The following is a 22,974-nucleotide window of genomic DNA, read 5'->3' as shown; positions in this document are numbered from 1 at the left end:
ATACGTTCGGGTATTTATAGGGTGTACTTATAGAAATATTCAATGAATTGGGGAATTGACGCTTGCTGTTGGGAATGATAATTTAGATATATCATTAAAACCAATAAGTCCAATAAGATAAAGGGGGTATGTGGGATGACACATATCGTGCATGCAGCAGCTGAAGATATTCGGAGCGAAGATTCGCTGTTATTGATCAAGGAACTGAGTGAAGAACTCGGTTTGTTATATGGCGGTGATGGAACGGCGGGATTTCAACTGTCAGACGTTGAGGTGCCACGTGCGGCCTTTATCGTTGCCAGGATCGACGGGTATCCGGTTGGTTGCGGAGCACTTAGACCCCTTGATGAAACATCTGTAGAAGTTAAACGCATGTATACACGCAGTGGTTACCGCCGTAAAGGGATTGCCCAGGCTATATTGGCCGAGGCAGAGCGTCTTGCAAACGAACTTGGTTATACCAATCTGAAACTGCAAACAGGTCCCTTGCAACCAGAAGCTGCAGCCCTGTATGAGCGTGTAGGGTATTATCGAATTCCTGTTTTCAGTGGCAATTGGGACAGAGTGTTGGCCTACCAGAAAGATCTGGTACACGAAAAAGTATAATTCTACGAATTACAGCTTTTATTTGCTGAACGGACAGAGGAACACAAGATAAAAGTAAAAAAGTCGCCGATTGGCGACTTTTTTACTTTTAACATACTCCATATACTCCAATTATCTCATCTAAAATACAGACAAAAGCGTTCAATCCGTTGCGCTATTATTGATCGAAGGTTCCTGATGTTGGACACCCCATTCGCATAGTCCTTCCAAAACGGGCAATAACGTTTCAGCTTTGGCTGTCAGACGGTACTCGACTTTAGGAGGGACTTGGGGATATTCTTTCCGCTCCACCATACCATCTGCTTCCAATTCTTTGAGCTGTGAACTCAGCGTTTTATACGTGATGGCGCCGATCTGTCTTTTAAGTTCATTGAAGCGGACAGGCTGGTTATCAGCCAGAAGATACATAATCACCATTTTCCATTTGCCACCAATAACGGACAACGTGTATCCAAAAGGGGTATCTTGAATATTTTTAACTTTACCGTGGTATTCAGCCATACTCATCATTCACACTATCCTTCCGGGTAGTACCTATCCTAAAAGACCGTACTATTTATTTGTTTGGGCTCAGTTTATACTAACCTTACTTTGAAGTAAAGGGGATTTACGATGACTCAAAAAACAATACGTTTACTTATGCCACAATGGCAAGGTGGAGATAATCCTAACTACTCTTTTGGAGCGGAGCTGCTTGCATGGCTCGCACCTGACAATGATCAACCTCTCATTCATGTTCCTGTTGAGGCTTATGATGGAACATCTCTGGTAAGCGAGAACGGGATAAAAGGCAGAGCACAGCTACTTCAGCAATTGCAGGCTGCCCAGCATATTATTCAAGCTCACCAGCCCGATCGCATTGTCATGTTTGGCGGTGACTGTTTGGTTGAACAAGCCCCGTTTGCTTATTTAAATGAACGATATGGCGGAGAACTTGGTTTGATATGGATTGATGCACATGGTGATCTGGTTAGATACGAGGGTTATGACAACGGTCATACTTTACCGCTTGGGAACCTTCTTGGGGAAGGTGATCCGGAGTTTACCAAACATGTGAGTGTCCCCTTGAAGCCTGAACATGTCTTCATGGCCGGGTTGACAGCCCCCACGGAACAGGAAACCGAAGTGATTCAAAGATTGGGTATCCGAACGGCTGGAACTGAAGAATTAACCCATGGCATGGATTCGATTAAGAAGTGGATTAAAGAGACTGGGTTCAAACATCTGGCAATTCACCTTGATCTGGATGTGCTTGATCCCAACATGTTCCGTTCATTGTTATTCGCCAAACCAGGGGAACCTTATGTGTTTTCACCAGCGGGAACCATGCAATTACCTCACTTGCTTCATCTGATCAGAGAACTGTCTGAAGAAACAGATGTAGTTGGATTAGGGATAACTGAGCATATACCGTGGGATGCCATTAACTTGAAGAATTTGCTTGGAGAAATACCTATCCTGAACCAGTGATATAGGTTATAAGTCGCCAGAATATATCAGAATACTGATATAAGGAGTCAAAATATAGGAAGATTACAGATAGAGATATCAATATTATTATATGGGTGGTTCGACGAGAATCAGAAATTAATTAAATAAACTGAGGAGAGACACCCAGATGGTCACGTTATTGTTAATCATTATTTATCTCGCATTTATAGGGCTGGGATTACCTGATGCTTTACTTGGCAGTGCCTGGTCCGTTATGAAAAACGATATACATGCGACAACAGAAATGGCTGGTTACATATCGCTAATCATTTCATTTAGTACAGTAGTGTCCAGTCTGTCCGCGAGTCGATTGTTGCACCGGTTCGGAACGGGTAAAGTCACATTATTCAGTATTCTCTCAACAACGATCGCGCTGTTGGGATTCTCATTCTCTGAGAATTTTGTGTTTTTACTGGTTCTGGCGATCCCTCTCGGTCTGGGTGCAGGTTCGGTGGATGCGGCACTAAGTAATTATGTAGCATTACATTTCAAAGCCAAGCATATGAACTGGTTGCATTGTTTCTGGGGGATTGGTGCAGTGACAGGCCCACTCGTTATGGCATATTGGCTGAATCAAGCAAACAACTGGCGTGCAGGATACGTTACTGTGGGGTTGATTTTGTTTGGGATCGTGGTGATCTTATTATCAACGTTGTCTCTATGGAAGATTTTTGAGAAGGTAAGAGTAGAGGGGTCAGGCGATGAGAAGAAACGCGTAAGCAACCGTGAGGCCATACGTATCCCCGGCGTGAAAATGTCGATGCTTGCGATGCTCTGTTACAATGGTTCCGAAACTGCTGCCGGTCTGTGGATGGCTTCTTTTTTCATTGTTAGCAAAGGAGTTTCTCCAGGTACTGCCGCAGCACTTTCCTCTCTATTTTTCATTGGCATTATCTTGGGCCGTGTAATCTCAGGTTTTCTTTCGACTCATGTATCCAGCAAAAATCTCATCAGATATGGTGGAATCATTGGATGCTTCGGATTGGTTATCCTGGTTATGCCGGTACCGTACTGGGTTGCCGCAGGTGCTTTATTTATCGTGGGATTGGGTGGAGCACCGATCTATCCGAGTATTGTTCATGCGACACCGGAACGCTTCGGTGAGAAGGCATCCCCAAGTGTAATTGGACTTGAAATGGCCAGTGCCTACACAGGTTCAACACTCATCCCGTTAGGTATGGGGCTCATTGCAAGCGAATGGGGAATGTCAATGGTACCCCTGATTCTGCTGATTCTGTTCAGTGTCATGTTCGCGGCTACGGAGCTGGTTAACAGAAGTACCAAGGCTACGCGCCTGACGGTGTAGCTCTTGCTACAGGTCATTAAGGCTCTGCCACTATATACCAAAAGGAACAACCATCGCTGGTTGTTCCTTTTGGTGTGTGGACTTTTTTTATAAGAAAATCAGCAACAATGTTCCTGCGGCAAAACAGTAATACGAAAAGTATTTCAGGTTGCCTTTGGCCATAATGCCCATAAACCATCTCATGGAGAAATACGTGACAAAAAGTGTCGTGATGAATGCGATCAGATAAGGAATAGCCAGTTGTGATCGATTCGGATCATTGGCAATGTCGGATACACCCATAATGAGTCCACCGATACTTATGGGAATGTACAGCATAAAGGAGAACTTCAAAGCGGTTTCCTGTTTCATGCCAACAGCGATGGACGCAATTACAGTTGCCCCTGAGCGGCTAATGCCCGGAATAAGAGCGACCGCCTGAGCCAGACCTACCAACAGTGCATCTTTCGTAGACAGATCACCGTCTTGCTTGCGCCCACGAAGATTACGAATAAGCCACAAGGCAACACCGGTGATTAATAACGCGATGGAAACGGTATATACGGACGAGAAAATTTCTTCAATCCGGTCTTTGAACAGGACTGCGACGACAGCAGCAGGGATCGTACCAATAATTATGTATAAGCAAAACATGAAGTCAGCTCTATATTCTTCTTTACGAGTACGCAGGTAACCCAATGCACCAATAATCAACTTTTTGATATCTTCCCTGAAAATAAAAATAATAGCGATAAGTGATGCTGTGTTTGTTAAAATCTCAAATGACAATCCATTCTGCTTGATGCCCATTAGTTTCTGGGCGATGATCAGATGACCGCTCGAGGAGACGGGAATCGGCTCCGTTGCACCTTGAACAATACCTAAAAATAAATACTTTAACCACAATATAATCTCTTCCATGTTGTCCTCCTTGAATACGTTTCATTGGCTTTCCAATGATCTCTCTTTTTAATAAAAGTGACTTGTCTACTCTATTGATGATAGCTGTTTAACTTGGTGACTTGCAAGTTAGAGTTCATAGAGAGAGGGAAATAAACATAGCTTGTCAAATCCTGCAGAGCATGATATCGTTGATAACGATTATCAATATCAACGAAAAGGTGGGTTTATTTTGCGTAAACAGATAAAATCAATATGGATCATGATGGCACTTATCTTGCTGATTGTACTTAGTGCATGTGGTCAGTCTGCGACGACCGATAGTACAACCGGTGATAGCACGAATACAGCTGCGGAGACAGAAACCAAGACGAACTCGGATTCAGCTTCTTCAGCTGATAAAGCGGCAACTGCCGAAGAGGAACTTGTTACATATCAATCGGATGCAGGCGAAGTACAGGTACCGAAGAATCCTAAGCGTATTATTGATTTGACATCATTTTCGACAGGCTACTTTGTTGCCTTGGATGCACCGGTAGTCGGCGCTTTATCAGGAGCGATGAACAACAAATATATCAAGGATCAACTTGCAGCAGCGGGCACCAGTGATCTGGGTCAAGAGCCTACACCAGAGAAACTAATCAGTTTAAAACCGGACTTATTTATCGTGTACACTGGAACAGAGGGCATCGACAAGCTGGAGCAGATTGCGCCTGTTGTACAGATTGCATATGGTAAGCGCAATTTCAAGGATCTAATGCTTGAAATGGGTAAGCTCACTAATAGAGAAGACGCAGCGAAAGCTTGGAATGCTAAATGGGAAGCGAAGATCAACGAACTGAAGCCCAAGGTTCAGGAAGCTGTAGGCGATCGTACCGTTTCCATACTGAATCCATACGCCAAAGGATTATTTGTATTTGGTCATAACTATGGTCGAGGCGGTGAAATTATTTACGGGGAGTTTGATCTCAAGGCACCAGCCAAGGCCCAAGCTGAAGCGATTGACAGCGGAACTGGATGGGCTTCAATCTCCATGGAACTATTACCGGAGTATGCAGGTGATATCATCTTTACCAGCCCGTGGTCGGGAGATAAAACCGATCCCAAGATCGTATATGACAATACATTATGGAAGAACTTGCCTGCGGTGAAGGCAAATCATGTGTTCCAGCTTGATCCGACTTCAGACTCGTACAACGATCCGTTAACGTTGGAAGGTCAGCTGCAATTTATTTCCGATAGCCTGCTTACCGCGAAGTAAGATTAGACTGCATAAATGGTAATACTGGAGCATTTCTAAACGTCGGTACAAGACGGGGAAATGCTCTTCTTATGAGCTTAGGATGTTATATACGTCGAACTTGGATGGGTTTTGACCAATGTAATTAAGCTTGATACAATAGGATAACAGCTGATGAACATTAAATATCAAGTGGGGTGATCTAGATTGCAGCAAAAGAGTGAACGTTTGAATGTTTGGTTGGCTTTCTCTAACATTCATACCCATCTGAACGAGAAGCTGGAACAAGCTCTGCTTCAACAATATGACTTATCTTTGAAGGAATTTTATGTGTTAAACTTCATATATAATGCGGAGGGTAAGGAATTACGCCTACAGCAACTTCAAGAACTAGTGGGGTTGAGCCAAAGTGCTACTTCCAGGCTCGTCGTTAGGATGGAAGCCAAAGACTGTGGGGCTCTGGAAAGACATGCATGTGAAGATGACCGGCGTGGCATTTACACTCGTATTACCGAGCTTGGAGAGAATAAATACAAGAAAGCACTTCAAACGTTTAATCAGGTCTTGCAAACTGAATTGGAACAGGATGGATTTGAGACTCGATTAGAGAACCTCACTAAAGAATTGTTCTAAGGCTAGGGTGAATATAGGGTAATTAATCATTTACCCTATAAGAAGACTTGACACTCATTAGAATATCCTTTAAATTAAATGCATGCGCATGAATTTAATATGGATGCGGTGATTCATGTATAAAGGAGGTATTGAACATGAAGGTATTCGTCGTTGGATCAAATGGACAGATTGGTCAACAGCTCATTCATCTTTTGAAGAATAGTGAAGAGCACACCGTTCTTGCCATGGTACGAAAACAAGAACAGGTAGATTCATTTGCAGCACAGGGTGTGGAAACGGTGCTTGCCAACTTGGAAGGTACGGTTGACTCACTTGTAGCTGCTGCAACGGGTTGTGACGCAATTGTATTTGCAGCTGGCTCTGGTGGTACAACGGGATATGATAAAACACTCCTCATTGATCTGGATGGTGCCGGGAAAACTATTGAAGCGGCTCAAAAAGCGGGTATTGATCGATTTATCATGGTGAGTGCGATCCAAGCCAATAATCGTGATAACTGGCATGATAACACCCTTCCATATTATGCAGCGAAGCACTATGCTGATAAATTGTTAGAAATCAGTGGATTAACATATACCATTATACGTCCAGGGATTCTAATGAATGAACCAGGAACAGGTAAAGTTTCTGCTGCCGAGAATATCACAACCGGTAACATTGCTCGTGAAGATGTAGCTCATGTGATTTTGGCCAGTTTGAGTGAGAAGAATACCTACAAGCGTTCATTTGATCTAATCGCTGGTGAGGATACAATATTTGAGGCATTGAGTGGGCTCTGATCCAAAACAAAATTTTCGACGATATCTGATGAGTTAAGAGAGGGCTATACAATGATTATGTTGATGCTTTTGACCTTCATATTAGGTATCTTCATCGTTGTACGTCAATTTTGGCCAGTACGCAATCTTGAATATATAGATTATCAAGCATTTCTCAGACAAGAGCGTGATTTTCGGCAGTATAAAGTGATTGATATTCGAGATGCGACGGATTATATGGCTAATCCTACTCCGGATACGATTAACATCTCATTGGGACGGCTTGCTTTCACATGGGAAAAATACCTTCTTCGAGAAGATAACGTAATTATAATGTCACCTGGTATGCTTCAATCCAAAAAGGCTGTCCGTATTTTGCGAAAGCATGGATTTGAATGTCTTTATGTGATGAAGTAAAAGTTAAATGTGAGTTCTAAATCATACAGAGTTATTAATTGTAGGCATTTATTCGATGCTTGCGCATGCATTTTATTATACGTGATTCATGAAAAGGGGAGTTTTATTTTGATGACAGATTTGTTTAGTCCATATTCTTTTAAAAGCCTAGAGCTTAAAAACCGTGTCGTAATGGCTCCAATGTGCCAATATTCAGTTGATCAAAAAGATGGTATTGCAACAGATTGGCATTATATGCACTACGTCAGTCGTGCCGTGGGAGGAACAGGTCTCATTATTATTGAAATGACAGATGTGGAACCGGATGGCCGGATCTCAGATTATGATCTTGGACTGTGGTCGGATGAACAGATCCCAGCTCTGAAGCGGATCGTCGATGCGTGTCACAGTTATGGTGCCAAGGTCGGTATTCAGATTGCTCATGCGGGCCGCAAAGCAGAAGATGCCGAAGTTCCAGTTGCTCCATCCGCGATCGCCTTTGATGAGAATTCCAAGCAACCTAGAGCGCTCACAACGGATGAAGTTAAAGGAATGGTTGAAAAATTCCGGAGTGCTGTAGCTCGTGCTGTAAAAGCGGGCTTTGATACAATTGAGATTCATGGTGCACATGGTTACTTAATTCATCAATTCCATTCTCCACTAACAAACAAGCGTGAAGATGAATACGGTCAAGATTTAACGTTATTTGGCCGGGAGATTATTCAGGCTGCTAAGGCAGAGATGCCCGAGGATATGCCCTTGATGATGCGTATTTCAGCCAAAGAATATGTAGAAGGTGGCTATGGCATTAACGAAAGTTCCGAGTTTGCCAAAGCATATCAAGAGGCAGGTGTTGACGTATTTGACATCTCATCTGGTGGCGAGGGACCTATCGCTGCATGGGGCAGACCAGGAACTCACGCGGCTTATCAAGTACCTCTCGCTAAAGCAATCAAAGAGGCTCTTGATGTGCCCGTGATTGCTGTTGGAAGACTCGATGATCCTAAGTTGGCGAATGCAGTCATCGGCAATGAAGAAGCTGATCTCGTTGCAGTTGGCAGAGGTCTGTTAAGAAATCCTTACTGGGCCTTGGAAGCTGCGTCTGCTTTGCGCAAGACAACGGAAGTTCCAAAACAATATACAACTGGCTTTTAATGTACTAATGATTTAATGTTAATCATCTAATGATCTTCATTAATACATGAATAAGAAAGGACTCCTCTGACAAAACAGAAGGAGTCCTTTTTTGGGTTAAACTAGACAAGGTAAAGAAACATAATAGCCAGTCATCATCAATAGAGTGAAGTCGTTTCATCGCTTCTGCCTCTCAAGCGTTTAATATCTTCTCTGGGCGGAAATCCGAACATGCGAGAATATTCACGGCTGAATTGGGAAGGGCTCTCGTAACCTACCTGAAATGCTACATCTGCTGCATCGGTGGATTTGGATAATAACAAGCGGCGAGCTTCTTGCAGCCTTAGTTGTTTTTGAAACTGAATCGGACTCATGGCAGTCACTTCTTTAAAGTGTCTGTGCAGCGAGGCAGTACTCATATTCGCCAAATCCGCCAGATCCTCGACCCGAAAATTTTGCTCAGAGTGATTCATAATATATTCAATAACGTCTCTGATTCGATAGGTATGGCTGCCCTCCATGGTAGCTTGTTCCAGGGCAATCCCATGTGGGCCTTTCAGAACTTTATAGAGAATTTCCTTTTTGAACAAAGGAGCGAGTAGTGGGATATCTTCCGATTGATCTTCCAACAAACGGGCTAACCTGATGACTGCATCCAGCAGAGATGGCTCTGCTTGGCTGACAAACATCGCACGTCTCGTTGTTTTCCGCGGTCTTGCTGGGAAATCGGAATGGTTCAATACCTCCAGAATCTCACTGGATGTGAATTCAAGTTTGAGGGCCAGATAGGGAGCCTCAGACGAGGCTTGAATCACTTGTCCACTAACCGGCAAGTCAACGGTTGCCACGATATAACTTCCTGGACCATACCGGAAACGATCCTGTCCCAGCAGGACCTCTTTCTCACCCTGAACGATAATGCAGAAGGATGGTTCATTCACTCTAAATATAGGTTCAGTAACGACCGATTCACGGATTAGAGATAATGAAGGGATTGCCGTCGGGTGCACCCCATCCTTGTTGGAATAACGGTCAATGAGTGTGGCTAATTCGTTTTGTTGTTCGTGTATTTGATCAGACATGCAAAGTTCTCCTTTTTTCCTCACAACATAATAATCACATTCTATCGTATATTGACCGGAGGCGGTAGAAAACGGATAGGAATAGGCAAACATTTGATGTGAATGGATAAGACATTCTGATTGCTGGTTACATAATCACAAGTACACAGGTCATGATATACAACAAGTACAGAAGATATACACTTACGGTTCAGCTAATACATGATAAGATGAGAATGAAAAGGGTATCTGCATCTTTTATTTACTGATCGTTCCCGATGTGTTAGATTGATTTTGGGAGGGAAGTCGAATGGCTAGAAGTAAAGAGTTTGAAGTGAATGAAGTATTGGATAAAGCAATGAAGATCTTCTGGGAACAAGGTTACGAGAAAACGTCGATGAGTGACCTGGTTGAGCATATGGGAATTCATCGCAGAAGTATATATGATACATTTGACGACAAACATTCGCTGTTTTTGCAGGCAATGGATCGTTACAGAGGTAAGGTCAGCACCACATTACTTGCAGAAATCAAGGCATCCAAGACGGCAGTGGAAGCACTGCATAAAATTTTCGATGTTATGATCAGTGAAGCAGAAGAGACACCATCGGGTTGTTTGATCGTGAACTCGGCTGTGGAGCTAGGCACACGTGATCAGGAAGTGGACAACCGATCTCTTGAATCGTTTAACGAAGCTGAGCGAATGTTCGAGCAGATTATTCAATGGGGGCAGCGGGAGGGAGAATTCTCTTCTGATCATGATGCGAAGGAAATGGCAGAGTACCTGCACAATATTTCTGTCGGCATTAGAGCCATGGCAAGAACCTCGACGGAAAAAGAAAAACTAAACCGTATTATCAATGTAACGATGAAACTTTTGGAAAAAAGATGAGCAGAGACGTACCACAAAAAGTAGCTTGAAATCCGTTAGAGGACTTCAAGCTACTTTTTGTGTTCGCAAAATTTTCAGAATAGAAAGCATGAACCATCAATTGGTGATGGCATTTTCCATCGGTTTAATTTTGTGAATCTCTTCGGTCCCAGCCTTCAAAGCTGTTTCGTAGTAGGAGCGTTTGTGCTCGATGACTTCCATGGTTCTTCTTAGTTCCTCCATTTGTGCTTCCACAATAGCTTTTCGCTCCGTAAACATGTCATATCTTTGCTTCAGCGAGGAGTCCCCTTCAGAGCACCATTCAATGAAGTCCTTAATGTCTTTAATAGGCATCCCGGTCAGCTTCAGACATTGGATGATCTTTAGAAAGTCAATGTCGGAGTCTTTGAACAAGCGTGTTCCGCTCGTGGTACGTTCCACAAAAGGCATGAGTCCTTCCTTGTCGTAGTAACGCAATGTATATACCGTAAGGTCTAATTTTTTGGCAACTTCACCGATTGAATAGGTCATTTAGAATGAATTCCTTTCTACTAGGGGTAGACTTCGAGTTAACTCTAGGATTGATCCGAGTGAATTCTAACATGTTGGATTACTGGATGTCAAAGTACGTTGGAGATAAAAAAATAAGATAAACATTTGACCTAGAGTTAACTCGAGGGGGTAAGATTATTTTGAACTTTAAATTACGAGGAGGTTATACCATTGATTATAGCTAAAGCCAGAGCCGTTGACGGACCAGACCAACAATTCAGAAGTGCTGAAATTAAACGACGTGATCTGGATACCAATGATGTATTAATCGAGATTAAATATGCAGGTATTTGCCATTCTGACATCCATACTGCCCACGGTGAATGGGGACCTGTGAATTATCCACTCGTTCCTGGACACGAAATTGCCGGGATTGTAACGGATGTAGGAACCGGAGTATCCAAATACAAGGTCGGTGACCGAGTAGGGGTCGGATGTATGGTGGACTCTTGTGGTGAATGTGTTAACTGTCGCAAAGGTGAAGAGCAATACTGTCTCAAAGGAAATATTCAAACTTACGCTGGAGTAGACAAATACGGTGAGCCTACGCAAGGTGGATATTCAACTCATATTGTTGTTGTAGAGGATTTCGTCGTTCGCATCCCTGATAACATTGCACTTGATGCTGCTGCACCTTTGCTGTGTGCCGGTATTACGACGTATTCACCACTTCATCACTGGGGAGCTGGCCCAGGTAAGAAGGTTGCCGTTGTAGGTATGGGTGGTCTTGGTCATATGGCTGTCAAAATTGCACATGCGATGGGTGCCGAAGTAACGGTTCTCTCCCAATCCTTGAGCAAAAAAGAAGATGGACTGCAATTTGGTGCAGATCACTACTTTGCCACAAGCGAACCGAAAACATTCGAGAAACTTGCAGGCACCTTCGATCTGATGATTAACACAGTAAGTGCTAATATTGATATTAACGCTTATTTCTCACTGCTCACGCTGGATGGTACACTTGTGAACGTAGGTGCTCCTGCAGAGCCTTTAGCTGTTAATGTATTTTCTCTTATCGGTCATCGCCGTTCATTCGCAGGTTCCATGATTGGTGGCATTCGTGAGACGCAGGAAATGCTCGATTTTTGTGCAGAACATGATATTGTACCTAATATTGAGGTCATCTCCGCCGATCAGATTGACGAAGCATACAAACGTGTATTGGCTTCCGACGTGAAATATCGCTTTGTTATTGATAACAGCACAATCTAAGTGTGAAGTGTGTAATATTAATAGTTAAAGATAGAAGAAAGCAGCTACCGCCAAGGTCAGCTGCTTTTTGCTTATCAGTTTGTTAATTGCTGATTCGTTCTACTACCCGCGCTCTTGTCGCAACGAACAGAAGATACCTGCGTCTAATAACTAGTTAGAAAAATATGAAGGAGTGGAATGAGAGAGATGGCAGCATCATTTTCACATCAGCCCGAAGGGTATGAATGTCCATTTTGTCATATTTGGGGTATCGAGCGACCTGATCAGGGAACAAAGCAAAGGGATATCATCTATCAGAATGAAAAGGTAACGGCATTTATAGCAGGCAAATGGTGGCCAAACAATAAAGGACATGTTCTTATTATTCCGAATCAACATTTCGAGAACATCTTTGAACTCCCTGCGGATTACGCTGTTGAAATACACCGTGCGGCTCAGCTTACAGCATTTGCAATGAAAAGTACATATGGATGTGATGGGATTTCGACACGGCAACATAATGAACCTGCTGGCAATCAAGACGTGTGGCATTACCATCAGCATGTTTACCCTAGATACGTGAATGATCAACTGTATCTGTCAAATGGTTCTCAGTCCGATCCAGATGAACGCGCTTTCTATGCGAATAAGTTGCGTTCTTGGATAAAGGAAAACATTTAAAGTCTAGCAGGCTGCTCATTTTTTGTTGAGTTATCGGGCAGATAAGGGTTTTTGAATTTGATATTCATGATAGAATGAGTTTGAATGGGGCAAATTAAATAGTATATTTCATGATATAGGGGGAACCAATGGAGACCTTTGCAGAATTTATAGCACGCATCGATAATCCGGAACACCAGGCACGGACGGAAGAAGTCTTGAACTGGGTCACTGAAAAATTCCCGAAATTAAAACAAAAAATAGCCTGGAACCAACCGATGTTTACCGACCATGATACCTTTATCATTGGTTTTAGTGTATCCAAGCAACACTTGGCTGTTGCTCCCGAGAAGGCAGGAATTAATCGTTTTTCGGAAGAAATCACGCAGGCGGGTTACGATCATACCAAAGAATTGATACGGATGAAGTGGAAACAGGAGATTGATTATTCATTACTTGAGCGAATGATTGAGTTCAATATAGCGGATAAGGCAGAATGTTCAACTTTCTGGCGTAAATAAATCATGATAAAAAAGAAGACCCCCAACTTCCGAGTACGGAAAGGGGGGTCTTCTACATTGTAAGCAAAAGCGATTATTGAGCACCTACAACAGGGTGAGGCACATAGGGCTCTTCAAGGAATGAGACGTCTTCTGAGGTCAACTTAACGGAAAGAGCACCTACCGCATCTTCCAGATGCGATATTTTGGTGGCACCAATAATTGGAGCCGCTACAGTGTCTTTTTGTAGTAACCACGCAAGTGCAATGTGTGTGCGAGGGACACCGTATTTTTCTGCAATGGATGCAACTCGTTCAACAACAAGCTGATCTGCATCGCTAGTCGCATTGTACTTGGATTTCTGAATTTTGTCTGTCTCGGATCGGAGTGTCGATACGGACCAGTCACGGGTTAACCTGCCTGAAGCAAGAGGACTGTAGGGAGTCACACCAATCTTTTCTTCCTTGCATAAAGGCAACATTTCACGTTCTTCTTCACGGTAGATGAGGTTCAAGTGGTTTTGCATGGAGACAAACTTGGTCCAACCATTTTTTTCTGCTACATGTAATGCTTTTTGGAACTGCCATGCGAACATGGCTGAAGCGCCAATATATCTCACTTTACCGGACTTCACCACATCATGTAAGGCTTCCATGGTTTCTTCAATAGGCGTATTGTAGTCCCAACGATGAATGATATACAGATCTACATAATCCGTTTCCAATCGTTTCAGGCTTTTATCAATCTCACTCAGGATGGCTTTTCTGGAAAGGCCAGAACCGTTGGGTCCTTTATGCATTTGTCCGTGTACTTTGGTAGCAATGACAACCTCATCCCGATTGGCATAATCCTTTAATGCCCGACCAAGGTATTCCTCGCTCGTACCTAGAGAGTATACATTAGCTGTATCGAAGAAATTAATGCCTAGATCCAGTGCTTTTTTGATCACGGGGCGAGAATTTTCTTCATTCAGTACCCATTCATGAACCCATTTACTGGCGTCCCCAAATCCCATACATCCCAGGCAAAATCGAGATACGTCCAAGCCTGTATTACCAAGTTTCGTATATTCCATGTTATGTTCAAATCCTTTCTAATGTTTATTATTGCCACCTGTATGGTGATCTATTTACACATTATTATGTCATAACAAATGTGACAACCTGTACCACATTTCTATCAAACTTTTGCCTATTCCTATCATAATCTCTGAATCTGAATCAGTTGAGGCTATTAAAGTTCTCATATAAAAAGAACAAGCCACTCGTTTCTCCGTTGGAGATTCAAAGGGCTTGTTCATAAAATATTATTTAATCATTGTTTGATGAATCCAATCGCTTATTTTGGTTAATTTAAGATTGGCTTTAATGTTATCATCCAACTCTTGATACCGTGGAAGAAGATCTGTATGCCCATCAATCCATTGGTACAATCCTTTAAGACCTGCTGCTGTCTCACTTCCCAACAAAGGCTGAATCGCTGCTTCAAAATGATCAAAAGGTAGAGACATGAAGCTGATCTTTTCACCTAATACAGCACTGAATTGTTCCGCTAATTGTGCACCTGTCAGGGCTTCTAATCCGGGTGCTGGGATAATGCTTCCTGCCAATTCCGAATGAGTCAAGGCATAATAGTGGAATTGAGCTGCATCGTTTAAGCTAATCCAGGAGATCGGCTTGTCTGCTGGTACCGGGTAGGCCAAAACGCCATTGTTCAGTATTCCGGGAATCAGGAAGTTTTCCAAGTATACAATGGGTTCCACAATGATATATGGAAGACCGCTTTGCTGCAATTCATGGATAACTTCACGTTTCAATTCAATTCCTTTGGAATGGGTGATAGGGTCAGGAACATAGGTACCCGTGTTAACAACAATCAATTTAACGTTTGCCTGTATAGCAGCATCAATTGTATTTCTGGTATATTGTCTGATCTTATCCGGATTGAACTCAACCGGCAGGTTTAGGAATACTTTATTTACACCTTCATGCGCCGTATGAAGCTGTTCCACATCAGATAGATCCCCGATGAAAGCTTCAATGTTTTGTTCCTTTAGTGTTTTGGCTGTTGCCTCATTTCGAGTAATCGTGCGAACCTCACAACCGTGTTGAACGAGTAATTGAGCGACAGCGCCGCCTTGGGAGCCCGATGCCCCATATACTAAAAATCGATCATTCTGTGTCATAGTGGTCAATAACTTCCTTTCAATATGTGATTGGAATGAATGAGTTAACACTCAGCAATGACCTCAGCATAACGAATTTAGAATAGGAGCGTAAGTACGCACATTAATGATATAGAGTATCCCTTAGGATACTATGGGAAGGCGTTTTACATATGTTTCGATCCCCAATCACCTAGCTGAAACAAGATCGAAGTCAGGCTTTGTCCTTTTTCTGTAAGGGAATATTCGACTTTAGGCGGAACTACAGGGTGGGTAACACGGTTTATCAAACCAGCTTCTTCAAGTTCTCGTAATTGCCTGGTTAACGTGCGATGCGTAATGGGGTCAAGCATTTTCTGTAATTCATTGAATCGAATTGTTGAATGGCGGATGAGCCGATTTATAATTAATAGCTTCCATTTCCCACCAATCATATTGACTGCAAACTCAACAGGACAACGGTCCTCCACAGGTTCTATATTCATATTTATGTATCCCTCCCAAAAGCATCAACTCATGTTTCATGTTTCGTTCATTTTATCGAATTTATAAAGGGGTGTATAGCTTACAGCGCATTCAGGGTATGAACCATGCCCAGGACACAAAAAAAGATGCCCCCAGTGTAGCTCGAGGGACACCTTATATAAATTATTGTTCAACTCAGACAGAACGAAAAAAAGCATTGAACGTGAAAAAAAGCCATGATATAATCTATAGCGCAATTGACATTTCTATTGAATATAAAGGATGAATCATTATTTCTCCTAATTTAATTTTACATCCGACATTCCGATTTGTCAATGCTCTTTTTTTGGTCCTAATAAATGGAAAAGGGAGTGGACTCATTCATGGATAAAACAAACGAATGGAAGTTGGAAGAGGACAGATTAGTGCAGGTGAGGAATAAACTTCAGGCACGACTCGACGAGCTGGAACCGAAGGTTGCCGGACTGCATGAACAGGCTGCCGAAATTCGTAAACGGTTCTGGGAAGAAGTGACGATCAATACGAGTTCGTACAGTGATTTTGAAGATGCATTCTATACCATTAATCAGCAGTCCAGAGTGTTGGCCGAGAGGGAGCGCGGGCACAAGCTGTCAACACAACAATGGAAAAATACAAAGAGACTGCTTCCAACGCCGTATTTTGGCCGTTTCGACTATAAGGAAAAAGGCATGACATTGACTGAACAGATCTACATCGGCGTATCATCCTTCATGGATGAAGATGGATTGAACTTTCTAATCTATGACTGGCGTACGCCAATTGCGAGTTTGTACTATGATCACTCTCCCGGGCCAGCAAGTTATGACACACCTTCAGGACGAATTGAAGGAAAGATGGAGCTCAAGCGTCAATTTCAGATTCAACATGGGCAGATTCATAGCATGTTTGATTCAACTGAGACGATTGGTGACGAATTGTTGCAGCAAGTGCTCGCCAAGGGTGCAGACTCACAAATGAAGAGCATTGTAGCAACGATCCAGAAGGAACAAAACGCCATTATTCGTGATGATCGAAGCCGAATGCTTATCGTTCAAGGGGCAGCTGGCAGTGGCAAGACGTCCGCTGCGTTACAGCGAGTGGCCTACTTACTATACAAACACCGCCAGACCGTCAAAGCAGATCAGATTGTACTTTTCTCCCCGAATCCGATGTTTACCAGTTATACTTCCACCGTGCTCCCGGAACTTGGCGAAGAAAATATGCAGCAGACGACTTTCCAGGAATATCTGAATTATTGGCTGGATTCCTCCTTACGACCAGAGGATGCCTTTGATCAGATTGAATATGTGCTGACAGCCCAAGAAGATCCGGGATATGAAGCTCGTCTGGAGGCGATTAAGTACAAAGCTTCCGAGACATTCCTGCAAGTGCTCCAAAACTACGGTAAGTGGCTGGGGCGGGAGGGCATACGGTTCAACGGCATTCAATTTCGGGGACGTGAATTCATCACTTCAGATCGAATCAAGACCCAATTTTACAGTTTGGATCAAAATCTTACCTTGTCCAACCGCATACTTCTTTTACAGGAATGGCTGCTGAGAGAACTTGTTTCGCTGGAACGTCTGGAACGGGAAGCAGACTGGGTTCTGGAGGAGTTGAATTATCTGGACACAGAAGAGTACGTGGAAGCTTTCCGCATGTTGCACAAAGAAAAGCCTGTGTTTGATGTGGCGGAAAAATACGCAGCACGAGATAACGGGAATAACAGTGCAGTGCAAGATGAGGGTGCCTTTAACTTTGCAGTGCAGGAAGAGGAGTTGCTTCGTCAGAAACTGGTGAAAGACATGTTTAAACCTTTAAGGAAGAGTGTGCGGAAATTCCAGTTCGTGGATGTGAAAGGCATATACGAACAACTATTTGTAGATGAAGCCGCTTATCGAGAACAAACGAATGGGGCAATCCCCCCGCAGCACTGGCCTGAGATCTGTAAACAGACCAAAGAAATGATTTTTCAGAACAAGCTGTTCCATGAGGATGCTACTCCGTATTTATATGTAAAAGAGATGATCGAAGGCGTCCGAACAAACACGGAGATTCGTTATGTCTTCGTGGATGAAGGTCAGGATTATTCGGCGTTTCAATATGAATATCTTAAAAAGCTGTTTCCTCGTGCCCGCATGACGGTGCTGGGGGATTTCGGGCAAGCGATCTTTATGCAGGCTACGGATTTGGCAGCATCCAACTCGCCACTGGTTCACCTTTACGGAAAAGGCGAAACTACATTGATACGCCTTGTACGCAGTTATCGTTCAACCAAAGAGATTGTTGAATTCACGAGACAGATGTTACCAGGGGGAGAAGAGATAAGACCGTTTGAAAGGGGAGATCAGAAGCCTCTTTTAACAAAATTGAAGGACGAAAATCTGCGTGGTGCACAGATTCTCACAGACATCGCCGCGCTTAAGGCGGAGGGGTTTGATTCCATCGCTGTGATTACGAAAACCGCAGCTGAAAGTCGTGATGCCTATGAAAGGTTGCAAAGTCAAGGCGGCGAAGGGTTACAGCTCATAACAAAGGATACACAGATTTTCGAAAAAGGGATCATGGTTATTCCTGTGTATCTCGCCAAAGGCGTTGAGTTCGATGCTGTCCTGATCTATGATGCTTCACCCGTCGCTTACAGCCAGGAATATGATCGCAAGCTTCTGTATACGGCATGCACACGGGCCATGCACCGACTTCATCTATATACAGTGAGTGACTGGTCACCATTTGTGCAGGCGTTACCTGCGAATCTGTATGACATAAAATCATAATCCATATGTAAATCCGTTCTCAATGAAGGACCAAAGAAAGATGCTCGGAGCCTTATTTCAAAGGTTATCGGGCATCTTCTTTTTATAAAGACATGAATCATAAAAGTTATTCTTTACTGATCGTTCCTGATGTGATAGATTGTTATTGGGAGTTATGAGAATGATCATTCCCATAACAGCTCAAAAATAAATACATTCTCAATGAGAGGAAGTAATAATAAATGAATATTTCCAAACAAGTTGCTATTGTAAGTGGGGCTAATCGAGGGTTGGGCAAGGAACTTGCTCTTGAACTGTTGGCGAGGGGAACCAAAGTGTATGCTGGCGCACGAAACCCTGAATCAATTGATCTGCCGGGGGCAATTCCACTGGAACTCGATATTACGGATTCACAATCTGTCATGGCTGCAGCTGAGGTAGCCAGTGATGTAACCCTTCTAATCAATAATGCTGGTTCCGCTACGGGTGCTTCTCTGCTCACGGGTGAGCTGAACGATATTCACTTGGAATTCAATACACATGTATTCGGTACGCTCTCAATGATTCGTGCGTTTGCACCGGTGATAGAGAAGAATGGGGGCGGTTCGATATTGAATATCCTGTCCGCTCTATCTTGGCTCAGCCTTGGTAACTCAGGTGCATATTCAGCTGCAAAATCCGCTCAGTGGGGAATTACGAATGCATTACGTCTGGAATTAGCCCCTAAGAACGTTAGTGTTGCCGGATTGCACGTAGCGTTCATGGATACGGATATGACGGCAGGTATCGACGCACCAAAAACGAGCCCAACGGATATTGCCAAAATTGCAATAGATTCCATCGAAGCGGATCTCTACGAGATTATTGCTGATGATACCAGTCGGAATGTACAACAGGGTCTTGCTGGTGGTGTGGCTGCCCTTTACCCGCAATTGTTTCAAAAATAGAGAAGTGTAGATGCATTTTCTCGTTATAAATAAAACAACCCCCACCAGATATGGTGGGGGTTAAGTACGTCATGAAGTCTGTAATTCCATTCCTTCAAGAACGGTGAGGATATGAGGTTTAACCTTTAACTGCACCGGCAGTAAGGCCGCTGACAATATATTTTTGCCCGAATAGATACAGGATGAATACAGGCAGTGAAGTAAGCACGAGATTGGCGAAGATCAGATTCCAGTCCCGGCTATATTTGCCGTAGAAATTGTAGATCGACAGTGGCATCGTCCATGTGGAACTGTCTGTCAGGAAGTACACGGGAATCGTGATGTCATTCCATACGGACATGAACACCATGATCGCTACCGTTGCGTTAACGGGCAGGATGAGCGGTGTGACGATGCGGAAGAACACGCCGAACACACTTGCTCCTTCCAGAAATGCCACTTCGTCCAGCGCTCTTGGAATGGTTTTGATGAATCCACTATACAAGAATACACTGAAGGCTGTATTTAACGCGGCGTAGATCAAGATGACACTAGTGATGCTGCCGTAGAACCCCAATCCCTGTACAACCCGTATGGTTGTAATAATCGACATTGGCGCAATCAGTCCCATGAAGAAATACATGTAGATCGTGTCGGATAATTTGGTTTCCCGACGTGCCAGAATGAATGCTGCTGCCGAAGAAGCAACGATATTAATGATGGAAGATACGCCAGTAATCAAAATGCTGTTGAAAAACGCTCGCGACAGACCGCCTTCCTGGAAGACACGAACATAGTTCGAGAACTGCCATGTTTCCGGAAAACTCAGGGAGAAGCTAAGCACTTCGGCGCTGGTTTTGAAAGAACCAAAGATCAGAATGACAAGCGGCAACAGAACGATAAGAGAGGCCAGAATCAGGAAACCTTCCACGATATAGTTGCGGATGGCGAGTTTGCGTGTGTAGCCCATGTTATTCCGTAACCTCCTTACGCCGCATGAAGATCAATAGCGGTATAGCGATAATGGTAACGACCACGAACAGAAGGGTGTTGACTGCCGTACCAAGTCCCCAGTTACCTTCGCCGAAAGATCGCAGAATGATCGTACCTACGACCTGGGAAGCGTTACCCGGGCCACCACCGGTCATGACATATACTTCGGAGAATACTTTGAGTCCACCGATCAATGTCAACATCAGGTTAATGTTAATCGCGGGCAGCAAGAGTGGTAGTGTGATTTTGAAAAAACTTCTCCACGAACTTGCGCCATCAATCTTGGCTGCTTCGTAATATTCTTGAGAAATGGACTGCAGGCCCGCCAGATAGATGGCCATCTGGAACCCGGCACTCTGCCAGATTGAGACGATGGCAATCGTCCAGATCACAATCGAGGGATTGGTCAGCCAAGCTTGGCTTAACGAATGTAATCCTACAGATTCCAACAAATTGTTGATTGTACCTTCGGTACGCAACATGGGAGTGAACAGAATGCTGATCACAAGGATGCTGAGAATGGAAGGGGAGTAGAAGATCGCGCGCAGCAGGTTCTTTGTTCTTAATCGCATGTTAAGTCCTACGGCCAGCAATAGGCCGATGACATTTTTGCCAACAACGGTGACGATTGCAAATATCGCCGTGTTTTTCAGCGCCAGAATAAGCGTTTTGTCCGAGAAAATTTTCTGGAAATTATCCCATCCGATGAACTTCAGCTCCAGCCGATCCAGCCGCCAATCCGTGAATGAATAATAGAAAGCGGCGAGAGCAGGCACAACAAAAAAGATGGAGTAGATAATCATTGCGGGAAATATCATATAATACGAGTACAGATTTTTAGTCCTTTTCATGTCTCACACTCCGTTATAACCAGGCAGCATAACGGTCGATCTGTTATGCTGCCTTATATTTCACTCTTTAGAAACCTTCTACACCTTTATCCTGCATTAGCTGACTGAACTTCTCATCCCAGGATTTCAGTACTTCTTCAGGTGACAATCCACCCGCGAATTGATCCTGCAACAATCGGTACAGTTCGCTGCGATCAACCAGCATGAAAGCATCCGTTGTCAGCACGGTTTTCTTCGGCGTAATATAGTTGTCTACAATATCCTGCTTGTAAGCCGGCAATTCTGGTGTGGTGACGTCACTGAAATTGGATACGTATCCTTTGGAATCAACGATCTGTTGTGCGACATCCTTGGAAGCAATATAGTCCAGGAACTGTTTGGCTTCATCCAGATGTTTGGATTTCTTCGGAATGAACAGTTGTCCGCCCAGTGGACTTGCACCCAGACTGGCATTATCCGACGATGGAATCGGGAATACGCCCAGTTCCATATTTGGATCTTGCTCGGCAACGCCTTCAATTAACCAATCGCCCATAAACATCATGGCAACTTCCTTGTTCAGGAATTTACCCACGGCCATGTCATAGCTGTCACTAAGCACATCCGTGTTGGTGTACCCTTTGGTGTAAATCTCGTATTGTTGTTCCAGGAATGTTTTGAATTCCGGGATATCAGACCATTTTTTCTTATTGCTGTTCAACTCATCAAAAAAAGTCGGTTCATTTTTGGCTACAAAATCGGCAAAAGCTGCAGCAGGCCAGATGTTGGCAGCCCAGGCATCTTTATAAGGCATGAATACAGGTGTAATGCCACTTGCTTTGATTTTTTCACAGATTGCCAGGAATTCTTCGTAGTTGGTTGGAATCGATAACCCGAGTTCTTCAAAGATTTGTTTGTTATAAACGACCCCTTGCATCCCCGTATCTTGGCTGACATGGAAGCTGTAGAGATGACCACCAGAAGAGAGGACCTCTTTGTTCACAATTCTGCTCGCCCAAGGCTCGTTATCCAGAATCTCGAAGTTACGTTCAAGGTTTAGGTCTGTGACTGCGCTCGCCAGATTGTACTGAATAATGTCAGGCGTTTCATCTACAGCCAGTTTGGTTTGCAGTACCGTTGTTGTTTGTTCCGCTGGAATCAGCTGCAAATTGACACGAATGTTCGTTTGTTTTTCGAATGCATCGAGAATGTCCTGCTGGATGAAAGCAGAGTCCTGAGAACTTTTAGAGATTGCCAGCTCCAAAGTGACTTTGCCACTCTTGCTGTCCCCGCCAGCAGCTGTGCCGGAATCCGTACCTCCTGATCCACAAGCCGTTAACGAGACCGATAATAAACTGGCCAGAATAATGGAAATCGCCTTTTTTCTTTTTATTGTTTTCAATGCAAATCCCCCTCTAAAACGTTTGGTGAATCCGTTTACAAGTCCGATTATAGATTCTTTTTCCTCGCCGGTACATGTCTGTGCTTGAACGTTGATGTGTAAAATTCTGAACTTGAAATCGCTATCATTTCATGAA

24 protein-coding genes are annotated in these 22,974 nt (G+C 43.6%); 14 read left to right on the top strand and 10 right to left on the bottom strand.

The window, feature by feature from the left end; genetic code table 11:
- Positions 1-135 precede the first annotated feature (135 nt).
- Positions 136-606 carry a GNAT family N-acetyltransferase gene (locus NSQ38_RS21415; RefSeq protein ID WP_091016394.1) on the top strand — a complete coding sequence of 157 codons (471 nt, stop codon included), beginning with the start codon at positions 136-138 and terminating at the stop codon, positions 604-606.
- A gap of 141 nt (positions 607-747) precedes the next feature.
- On the opposite strand, the gene NSQ38_RS21410 is transcribed toward NSQ38_RS21415, so the two are convergent.
- Positions 748-1,113, bottom strand: coding sequence for a helix-turn-helix domain-containing protein (locus NSQ38_RS21410; RefSeq protein ID WP_026081085.1), 366 nt, complete (start codon positions 1,111-1,113; stop codon positions 748-750).
- 105 nt (positions 1,114-1,218) lie between these two features.
- Between NSQ38_RS21410 and NSQ38_RS21405 the strand changes: the two genes are divergently transcribed.
- The gene (locus NSQ38_RS21405) at positions 1,219-2,076 is read left to right on the top strand and encodes an arginase family protein (RefSeq protein WP_339783960.1); all 858 of its coding nucleotides are present in this window, start codon (positions 1,219-1,221) and stop codon (positions 2,074-2,076) included.
- 148 nt (positions 2,077-2,224) lie between these two features.
- Complete coding sequence (locus NSQ38_RS21400) at positions 2,225-3,403, top strand: MFS transporter (protein WP_339783959.1); 1,179 nt, start codon at positions 2,225-2,227, stop codon at positions 3,401-3,403.
- A gap of 87 nt (positions 3,404-3,490) precedes the next feature.
- Here NSQ38_RS21400 and NSQ38_RS21395 read toward each other — a convergent pair whose 3' ends face one another.
- Positions 3,491-4,303 carry an undecaprenyl-diphosphate phosphatase gene (locus tag NSQ38_RS21395; protein ID WP_036608062.1) on the bottom strand — a complete coding sequence of 271 codons (813 nt, stop codon included), beginning with the start codon at positions 4,301-4,303 and terminating at the stop codon, positions 3,491-3,493.
- Positions 4,304-4,514: 211 nt separating this feature from the next.
- On the opposite strand from NSQ38_RS21395, the gene NSQ38_RS21390 reads away from it, so the two are divergent.
- The 5 genes from NSQ38_RS21390 (at position 4,515) to NSQ38_RS21370 (ending at position 8,467) form a co-directional block, all read left to right on the top strand.
- Entirely contained in the window at positions 4,515-5,543 is a 1,029-nt protein-coding gene (locus NSQ38_RS21390) for an ABC transporter substrate-binding protein (protein WP_339783958.1), read from the top strand.
- A gap of 207 nt (positions 5,544-5,750) precedes the next feature.
- Positions 5,751-6,155, top strand: a complete 405-nt coding sequence (locus NSQ38_RS21385; RefSeq protein ID WP_282321482.1) for a MarR family transcriptional regulator — start codon at positions 5,751-5,753, stop codon at positions 6,153-6,155.
- 137 nt (positions 6,156-6,292) lie between these two features.
- On the top strand, positions 6,293-6,937 hold the full coding sequence (locus NSQ38_RS21380; RefSeq protein WP_339783957.1) for an SDR family oxidoreductase: 645 nt from the start codon (positions 6,293-6,295) through the stop codon (positions 6,935-6,937).
- 51 nt (positions 6,938-6,988) lie between these two features.
- On the top strand, positions 6,989-7,333 hold the full coding sequence (locus tag NSQ38_RS21375; RefSeq protein ID WP_339783956.1) for a rhodanese-like domain-containing protein: 345 nt from the start codon (positions 6,989-6,991) through the stop codon (positions 7,331-7,333).
- Positions 7,334-7,444: 111 nt separating this feature from the next.
- Complete coding sequence (locus NSQ38_RS21370) at positions 7,445-8,467, top strand: NADH:flavin oxidoreductase/NADH oxidase (protein WP_339783955.1); 1,023 nt, start codon at positions 7,445-7,447, stop codon at positions 8,465-8,467.
- A 137-nt stretch (positions 8,468-8,604) separates the two neighbouring features.
- Here the strand turns inward: NSQ38_RS21370 and NSQ38_RS21365 are convergent, their stop codons facing one another.
- On the bottom strand, positions 8,605-9,528 hold the full coding sequence (locus tag NSQ38_RS21365; RefSeq protein ID WP_339783954.1) for an AraC family transcriptional regulator: 924 nt from the start codon (positions 9,526-9,528) through the stop codon (positions 8,605-8,607).
- 289 nt (positions 9,529-9,817) lie between these two features.
- Here NSQ38_RS21365 and NSQ38_RS21360 point away from each other — a divergent pair, with 289 nt between their 5' ends.
- Entirely contained in the window at positions 9,818-10,399 is a 582-nt protein-coding gene (locus NSQ38_RS21360; RefSeq protein WP_339783953.1) for a TetR/AcrR family transcriptional regulator, read from the top strand.
- 96 nt (positions 10,400-10,495) lie between these two features.
- Here the strand turns inward: NSQ38_RS21360 and NSQ38_RS21355 are convergent, their stop codons facing one another.
- A complete protein-coding gene (locus NSQ38_RS21355) occupies positions 10,496-10,909 on the bottom strand; it encodes a MerR family transcriptional regulator (RefSeq protein WP_339783952.1) in 414 nt (137 codons plus the stop codon).
- Positions 10,910-11,101: 192 nt separating this feature from the next.
- On the opposite strand from NSQ38_RS21355, the gene NSQ38_RS21350 reads away from it, so the two are divergent.
- The 3 genes from NSQ38_RS21350 (at position 11,102) to NSQ38_RS21340 (ending at position 13,302) form a co-directional block, all read left to right on the top strand.
- Positions 11,102-12,142 (top strand): NAD(P)-dependent alcohol dehydrogenase, encoded by a 1,041-nt coding sequence (locus tag NSQ38_RS21350; protein WP_339783951.1) that lies wholly within the window; start codon positions 11,102-11,104, stop codon positions 12,140-12,142.
- A 186-nt stretch (positions 12,143-12,328) separates the two neighbouring features.
- Positions 12,329-12,802 carry an HIT family protein gene (locus NSQ38_RS21345; protein WP_339783950.1) on the top strand — a complete coding sequence of 158 codons (474 nt, stop codon included), beginning with the start codon at positions 12,329-12,331 and terminating at the stop codon, positions 12,800-12,802.
- A 128-nt stretch (positions 12,803-12,930) separates the two neighbouring features.
- Positions 12,931-13,302: an iron chaperone gene (locus tag NSQ38_RS21340; RefSeq protein WP_339783949.1), complete on the top strand. Its 372-nt coding sequence runs from the start codon at positions 12,931-12,933 to the stop codon at positions 13,300-13,302.
- Between the two features lie 73 nt (positions 13,303-13,375).
- On the opposite strand, the gene NSQ38_RS21335 is transcribed toward NSQ38_RS21340, so the two are convergent.
- The 3 genes from NSQ38_RS21335 to NSQ38_RS21325 all read right to left on the bottom strand — a co-directional run bounded on the left by NSQ38_RS21335 (position 13,376) and on the right by NSQ38_RS21325 (position 15,930).
- Complete coding sequence (locus NSQ38_RS21335; RefSeq protein ID WP_338594648.1) at positions 13,376-14,356, bottom strand: aldo/keto reductase; 981 nt, start codon at positions 14,354-14,356, stop codon at positions 13,376-13,378.
- 231 nt (positions 14,357-14,587) lie between these two features.
- Positions 14,588-15,466, bottom strand: a complete 879-nt coding sequence (locus NSQ38_RS21330) for an NmrA family NAD(P)-binding protein (protein WP_339783948.1) — start codon at positions 15,464-15,466, stop codon at positions 14,588-14,590.
- A gap of 146 nt (positions 15,467-15,612) precedes the next feature.
- A complete protein-coding gene (locus NSQ38_RS21325; protein ID WP_017688544.1) occupies positions 15,613-15,930 on the bottom strand; it encodes a helix-turn-helix domain-containing protein in 318 nt (105 codons plus the stop codon).
- Positions 15,931-16,293: 363 nt separating this feature from the next.
- Here NSQ38_RS21325 and helD point away from each other — a divergent pair, with 363 nt between their 5' ends.
- Both helD and NSQ38_RS21315 read left to right on the top strand, forming a co-directional pair.
- Positions 16,294-18,708, top strand: a complete 2,415-nt coding sequence (helD, locus tag NSQ38_RS21320) for an RNA polymerase recycling motor HelD (RefSeq protein WP_339783947.1) — start codon at positions 16,294-16,296, stop codon at positions 18,706-18,708.
- A gap of 221 nt (positions 18,709-18,929) precedes the next feature.
- Positions 18,930-19,634 carry an SDR family oxidoreductase gene (locus tag NSQ38_RS21315; protein ID WP_339783946.1) on the top strand — a complete coding sequence of 235 codons (705 nt, stop codon included), beginning with the start codon at positions 18,930-18,932 and terminating at the stop codon, positions 19,632-19,634.
- Between the two features lie 118 nt (positions 19,635-19,752).
- On the opposite strand, the gene NSQ38_RS21310 is transcribed toward NSQ38_RS21315, so the two are convergent.
- The 3 genes from NSQ38_RS21310 to NSQ38_RS21300 all read right to left on the bottom strand — a co-directional run bounded on the left by NSQ38_RS21310 (position 19,753) and on the right by NSQ38_RS21300 (position 22,838).
- A complete protein-coding gene (locus NSQ38_RS21310) occupies positions 19,753-20,583 on the bottom strand; it encodes a carbohydrate ABC transporter permease (protein WP_339783945.1) in 831 nt (276 codons plus the stop codon).
- A 1-nt stretch (position 20,584) separates the two neighbouring features.
- Positions 20,585-21,457, bottom strand: coding sequence for a sugar ABC transporter permease (locus NSQ38_RS21305; protein WP_339783944.1), 873 nt, complete (start codon positions 21,455-21,457; stop codon positions 20,585-20,587).
- A 67-nt stretch (positions 21,458-21,524) separates the two neighbouring features.
- Entirely contained in the window at positions 21,525-22,838 is a 1,314-nt protein-coding gene (locus NSQ38_RS21300) for an ABC transporter substrate-binding protein (RefSeq protein WP_339783943.1), read from the bottom strand.
- Positions 22,839-22,974: the final 136 nt, after the last annotated feature.

This window comes from Paenibacillus sp. FSL R7-0313 (assembly GCF_037969885.1).
Lineage (GTDB): Bacteria > Bacillota > Bacilli > Paenibacillales > Paenibacillaceae > Paenibacillus.
This window is presented reverse-complemented; position numbering and strand designations above follow the sequence as displayed.

What these genes read in the sequence shown, in the direction of transcription:
- NSQ38_RS21340 (WP_339783949.1), top strand. Translation starts at nt 12,931, where the DNA reads ATGGAGACCTTTGCAGAATTTATAGCACGCATCGATAATCCGGAACAC.
- NSQ38_RS21375 (WP_339783956.1), top strand. Translation starts at nt 6,989, where the DNA reads ATGATTATGTTGATGCTTTTGACCTTCATATTAGGTATCTTCATCGTT.
- NSQ38_RS21400 (WP_339783959.1), top strand. Translation starts at nt 2,225, where the DNA reads ATGGTCACGTTATTGTTAATCATTATTTATCTCGCATTTATAGGGCTG.
- NSQ38_RS21305 (WP_339783944.1), bottom strand. Translation starts at nt 21,457, where the DNA reads ATGAAAAGGACTAAAAATCTGTACTCGTATTATATGATATTTCCCGCA.
- NSQ38_RS21405 (WP_339783960.1), top strand. Translation starts at nt 1,219, where the DNA reads ATGACTCAAAAAACAATACGTTTACTTATGCCACAATGGCAAGGTGGA.
- NSQ38_RS21380 (WP_339783957.1), top strand. Translation starts at nt 6,293, where the DNA reads ATGAAGGTATTCGTCGTTGGATCAAATGGACAGATTGGTCAACAGCTC.
- NSQ38_RS21355 (WP_339783952.1), bottom strand. Translation starts at nt 10,909, where the DNA reads ATGACCTATTCAATCGGTGAAGTTGCCAAAAAATTAGACCTTACGGTA.
- NSQ38_RS21345 (WP_339783950.1), top strand. Translation starts at nt 12,329, where the DNA reads ATGGCAGCATCATTTTCACATCAGCCCGAAGGGTATGAATGTCCATTT.
- NSQ38_RS21325 (WP_017688544.1), bottom strand. Translation starts at nt 15,930, where the DNA reads ATGAATATAGAACCTGTGGAGGACCGTTGTCCTGTTGAGTTTGCAGTC.
- helD (WP_339783947.1), top strand. Translation starts at nt 16,294, where the DNA reads ATGGATAAAACAAACGAATGGAAGTTGGAAGAGGACAGATTAGTGCAG.
- NSQ38_RS21415 (WP_091016394.1), top strand. Translation starts at nt 136, where the DNA reads ATGACACATATCGTGCATGCAGCAGCTGAAGATATTCGGAGCGAAGAT.
- NSQ38_RS21360 (WP_339783953.1), top strand. Translation starts at nt 9,818, where the DNA reads ATGGCTAGAAGTAAAGAGTTTGAAGTGAATGAAGTATTGGATAAAGCA.
- NSQ38_RS21410 (WP_026081085.1), bottom strand. Translation starts at nt 1,113, where the DNA reads ATGAGTATGGCTGAATACCACGGTAAAGTTAAAAATATTCAAGATACC.
- NSQ38_RS21395 (WP_036608062.1), bottom strand. Translation starts at nt 4,303, where the DNA reads ATGGAAGAGATTATATTGTGGTTAAAGTATTTATTTTTAGGTATTGTT.
- NSQ38_RS21365 (WP_339783954.1), bottom strand. Translation starts at nt 9,528, where the DNA reads ATGTCTGATCAAATACACGAACAACAAAACGAATTAGCCACACTCATT.
- NSQ38_RS21310 (WP_339783945.1), bottom strand. Translation starts at nt 20,583, where the DNA reads ATGGGCTACACACGCAAACTCGCCATCCGCAACTATATCGTGGAAGGT.
- NSQ38_RS21335 (WP_338594648.1), bottom strand. Translation starts at nt 14,356, where the DNA reads ATGGAATATACGAAACTTGGTAATACAGGCTTGGACGTATCTCGATTT.
- NSQ38_RS21370 (WP_339783955.1), top strand. Translation starts at nt 7,445, where the DNA reads ATGACAGATTTGTTTAGTCCATATTCTTTTAAAAGCCTAGAGCTTAAA.
- NSQ38_RS21315 (WP_339783946.1), top strand. Translation starts at nt 18,930, where the DNA reads ATGAATATTTCCAAACAAGTTGCTATTGTAAGTGGGGCTAATCGAGGG.
- NSQ38_RS21330 (WP_339783948.1), bottom strand. Translation starts at nt 15,466, where the DNA reads ATGACACAGAATGATCGATTTTTAGTATATGGGGCATCGGGCTCCCAA.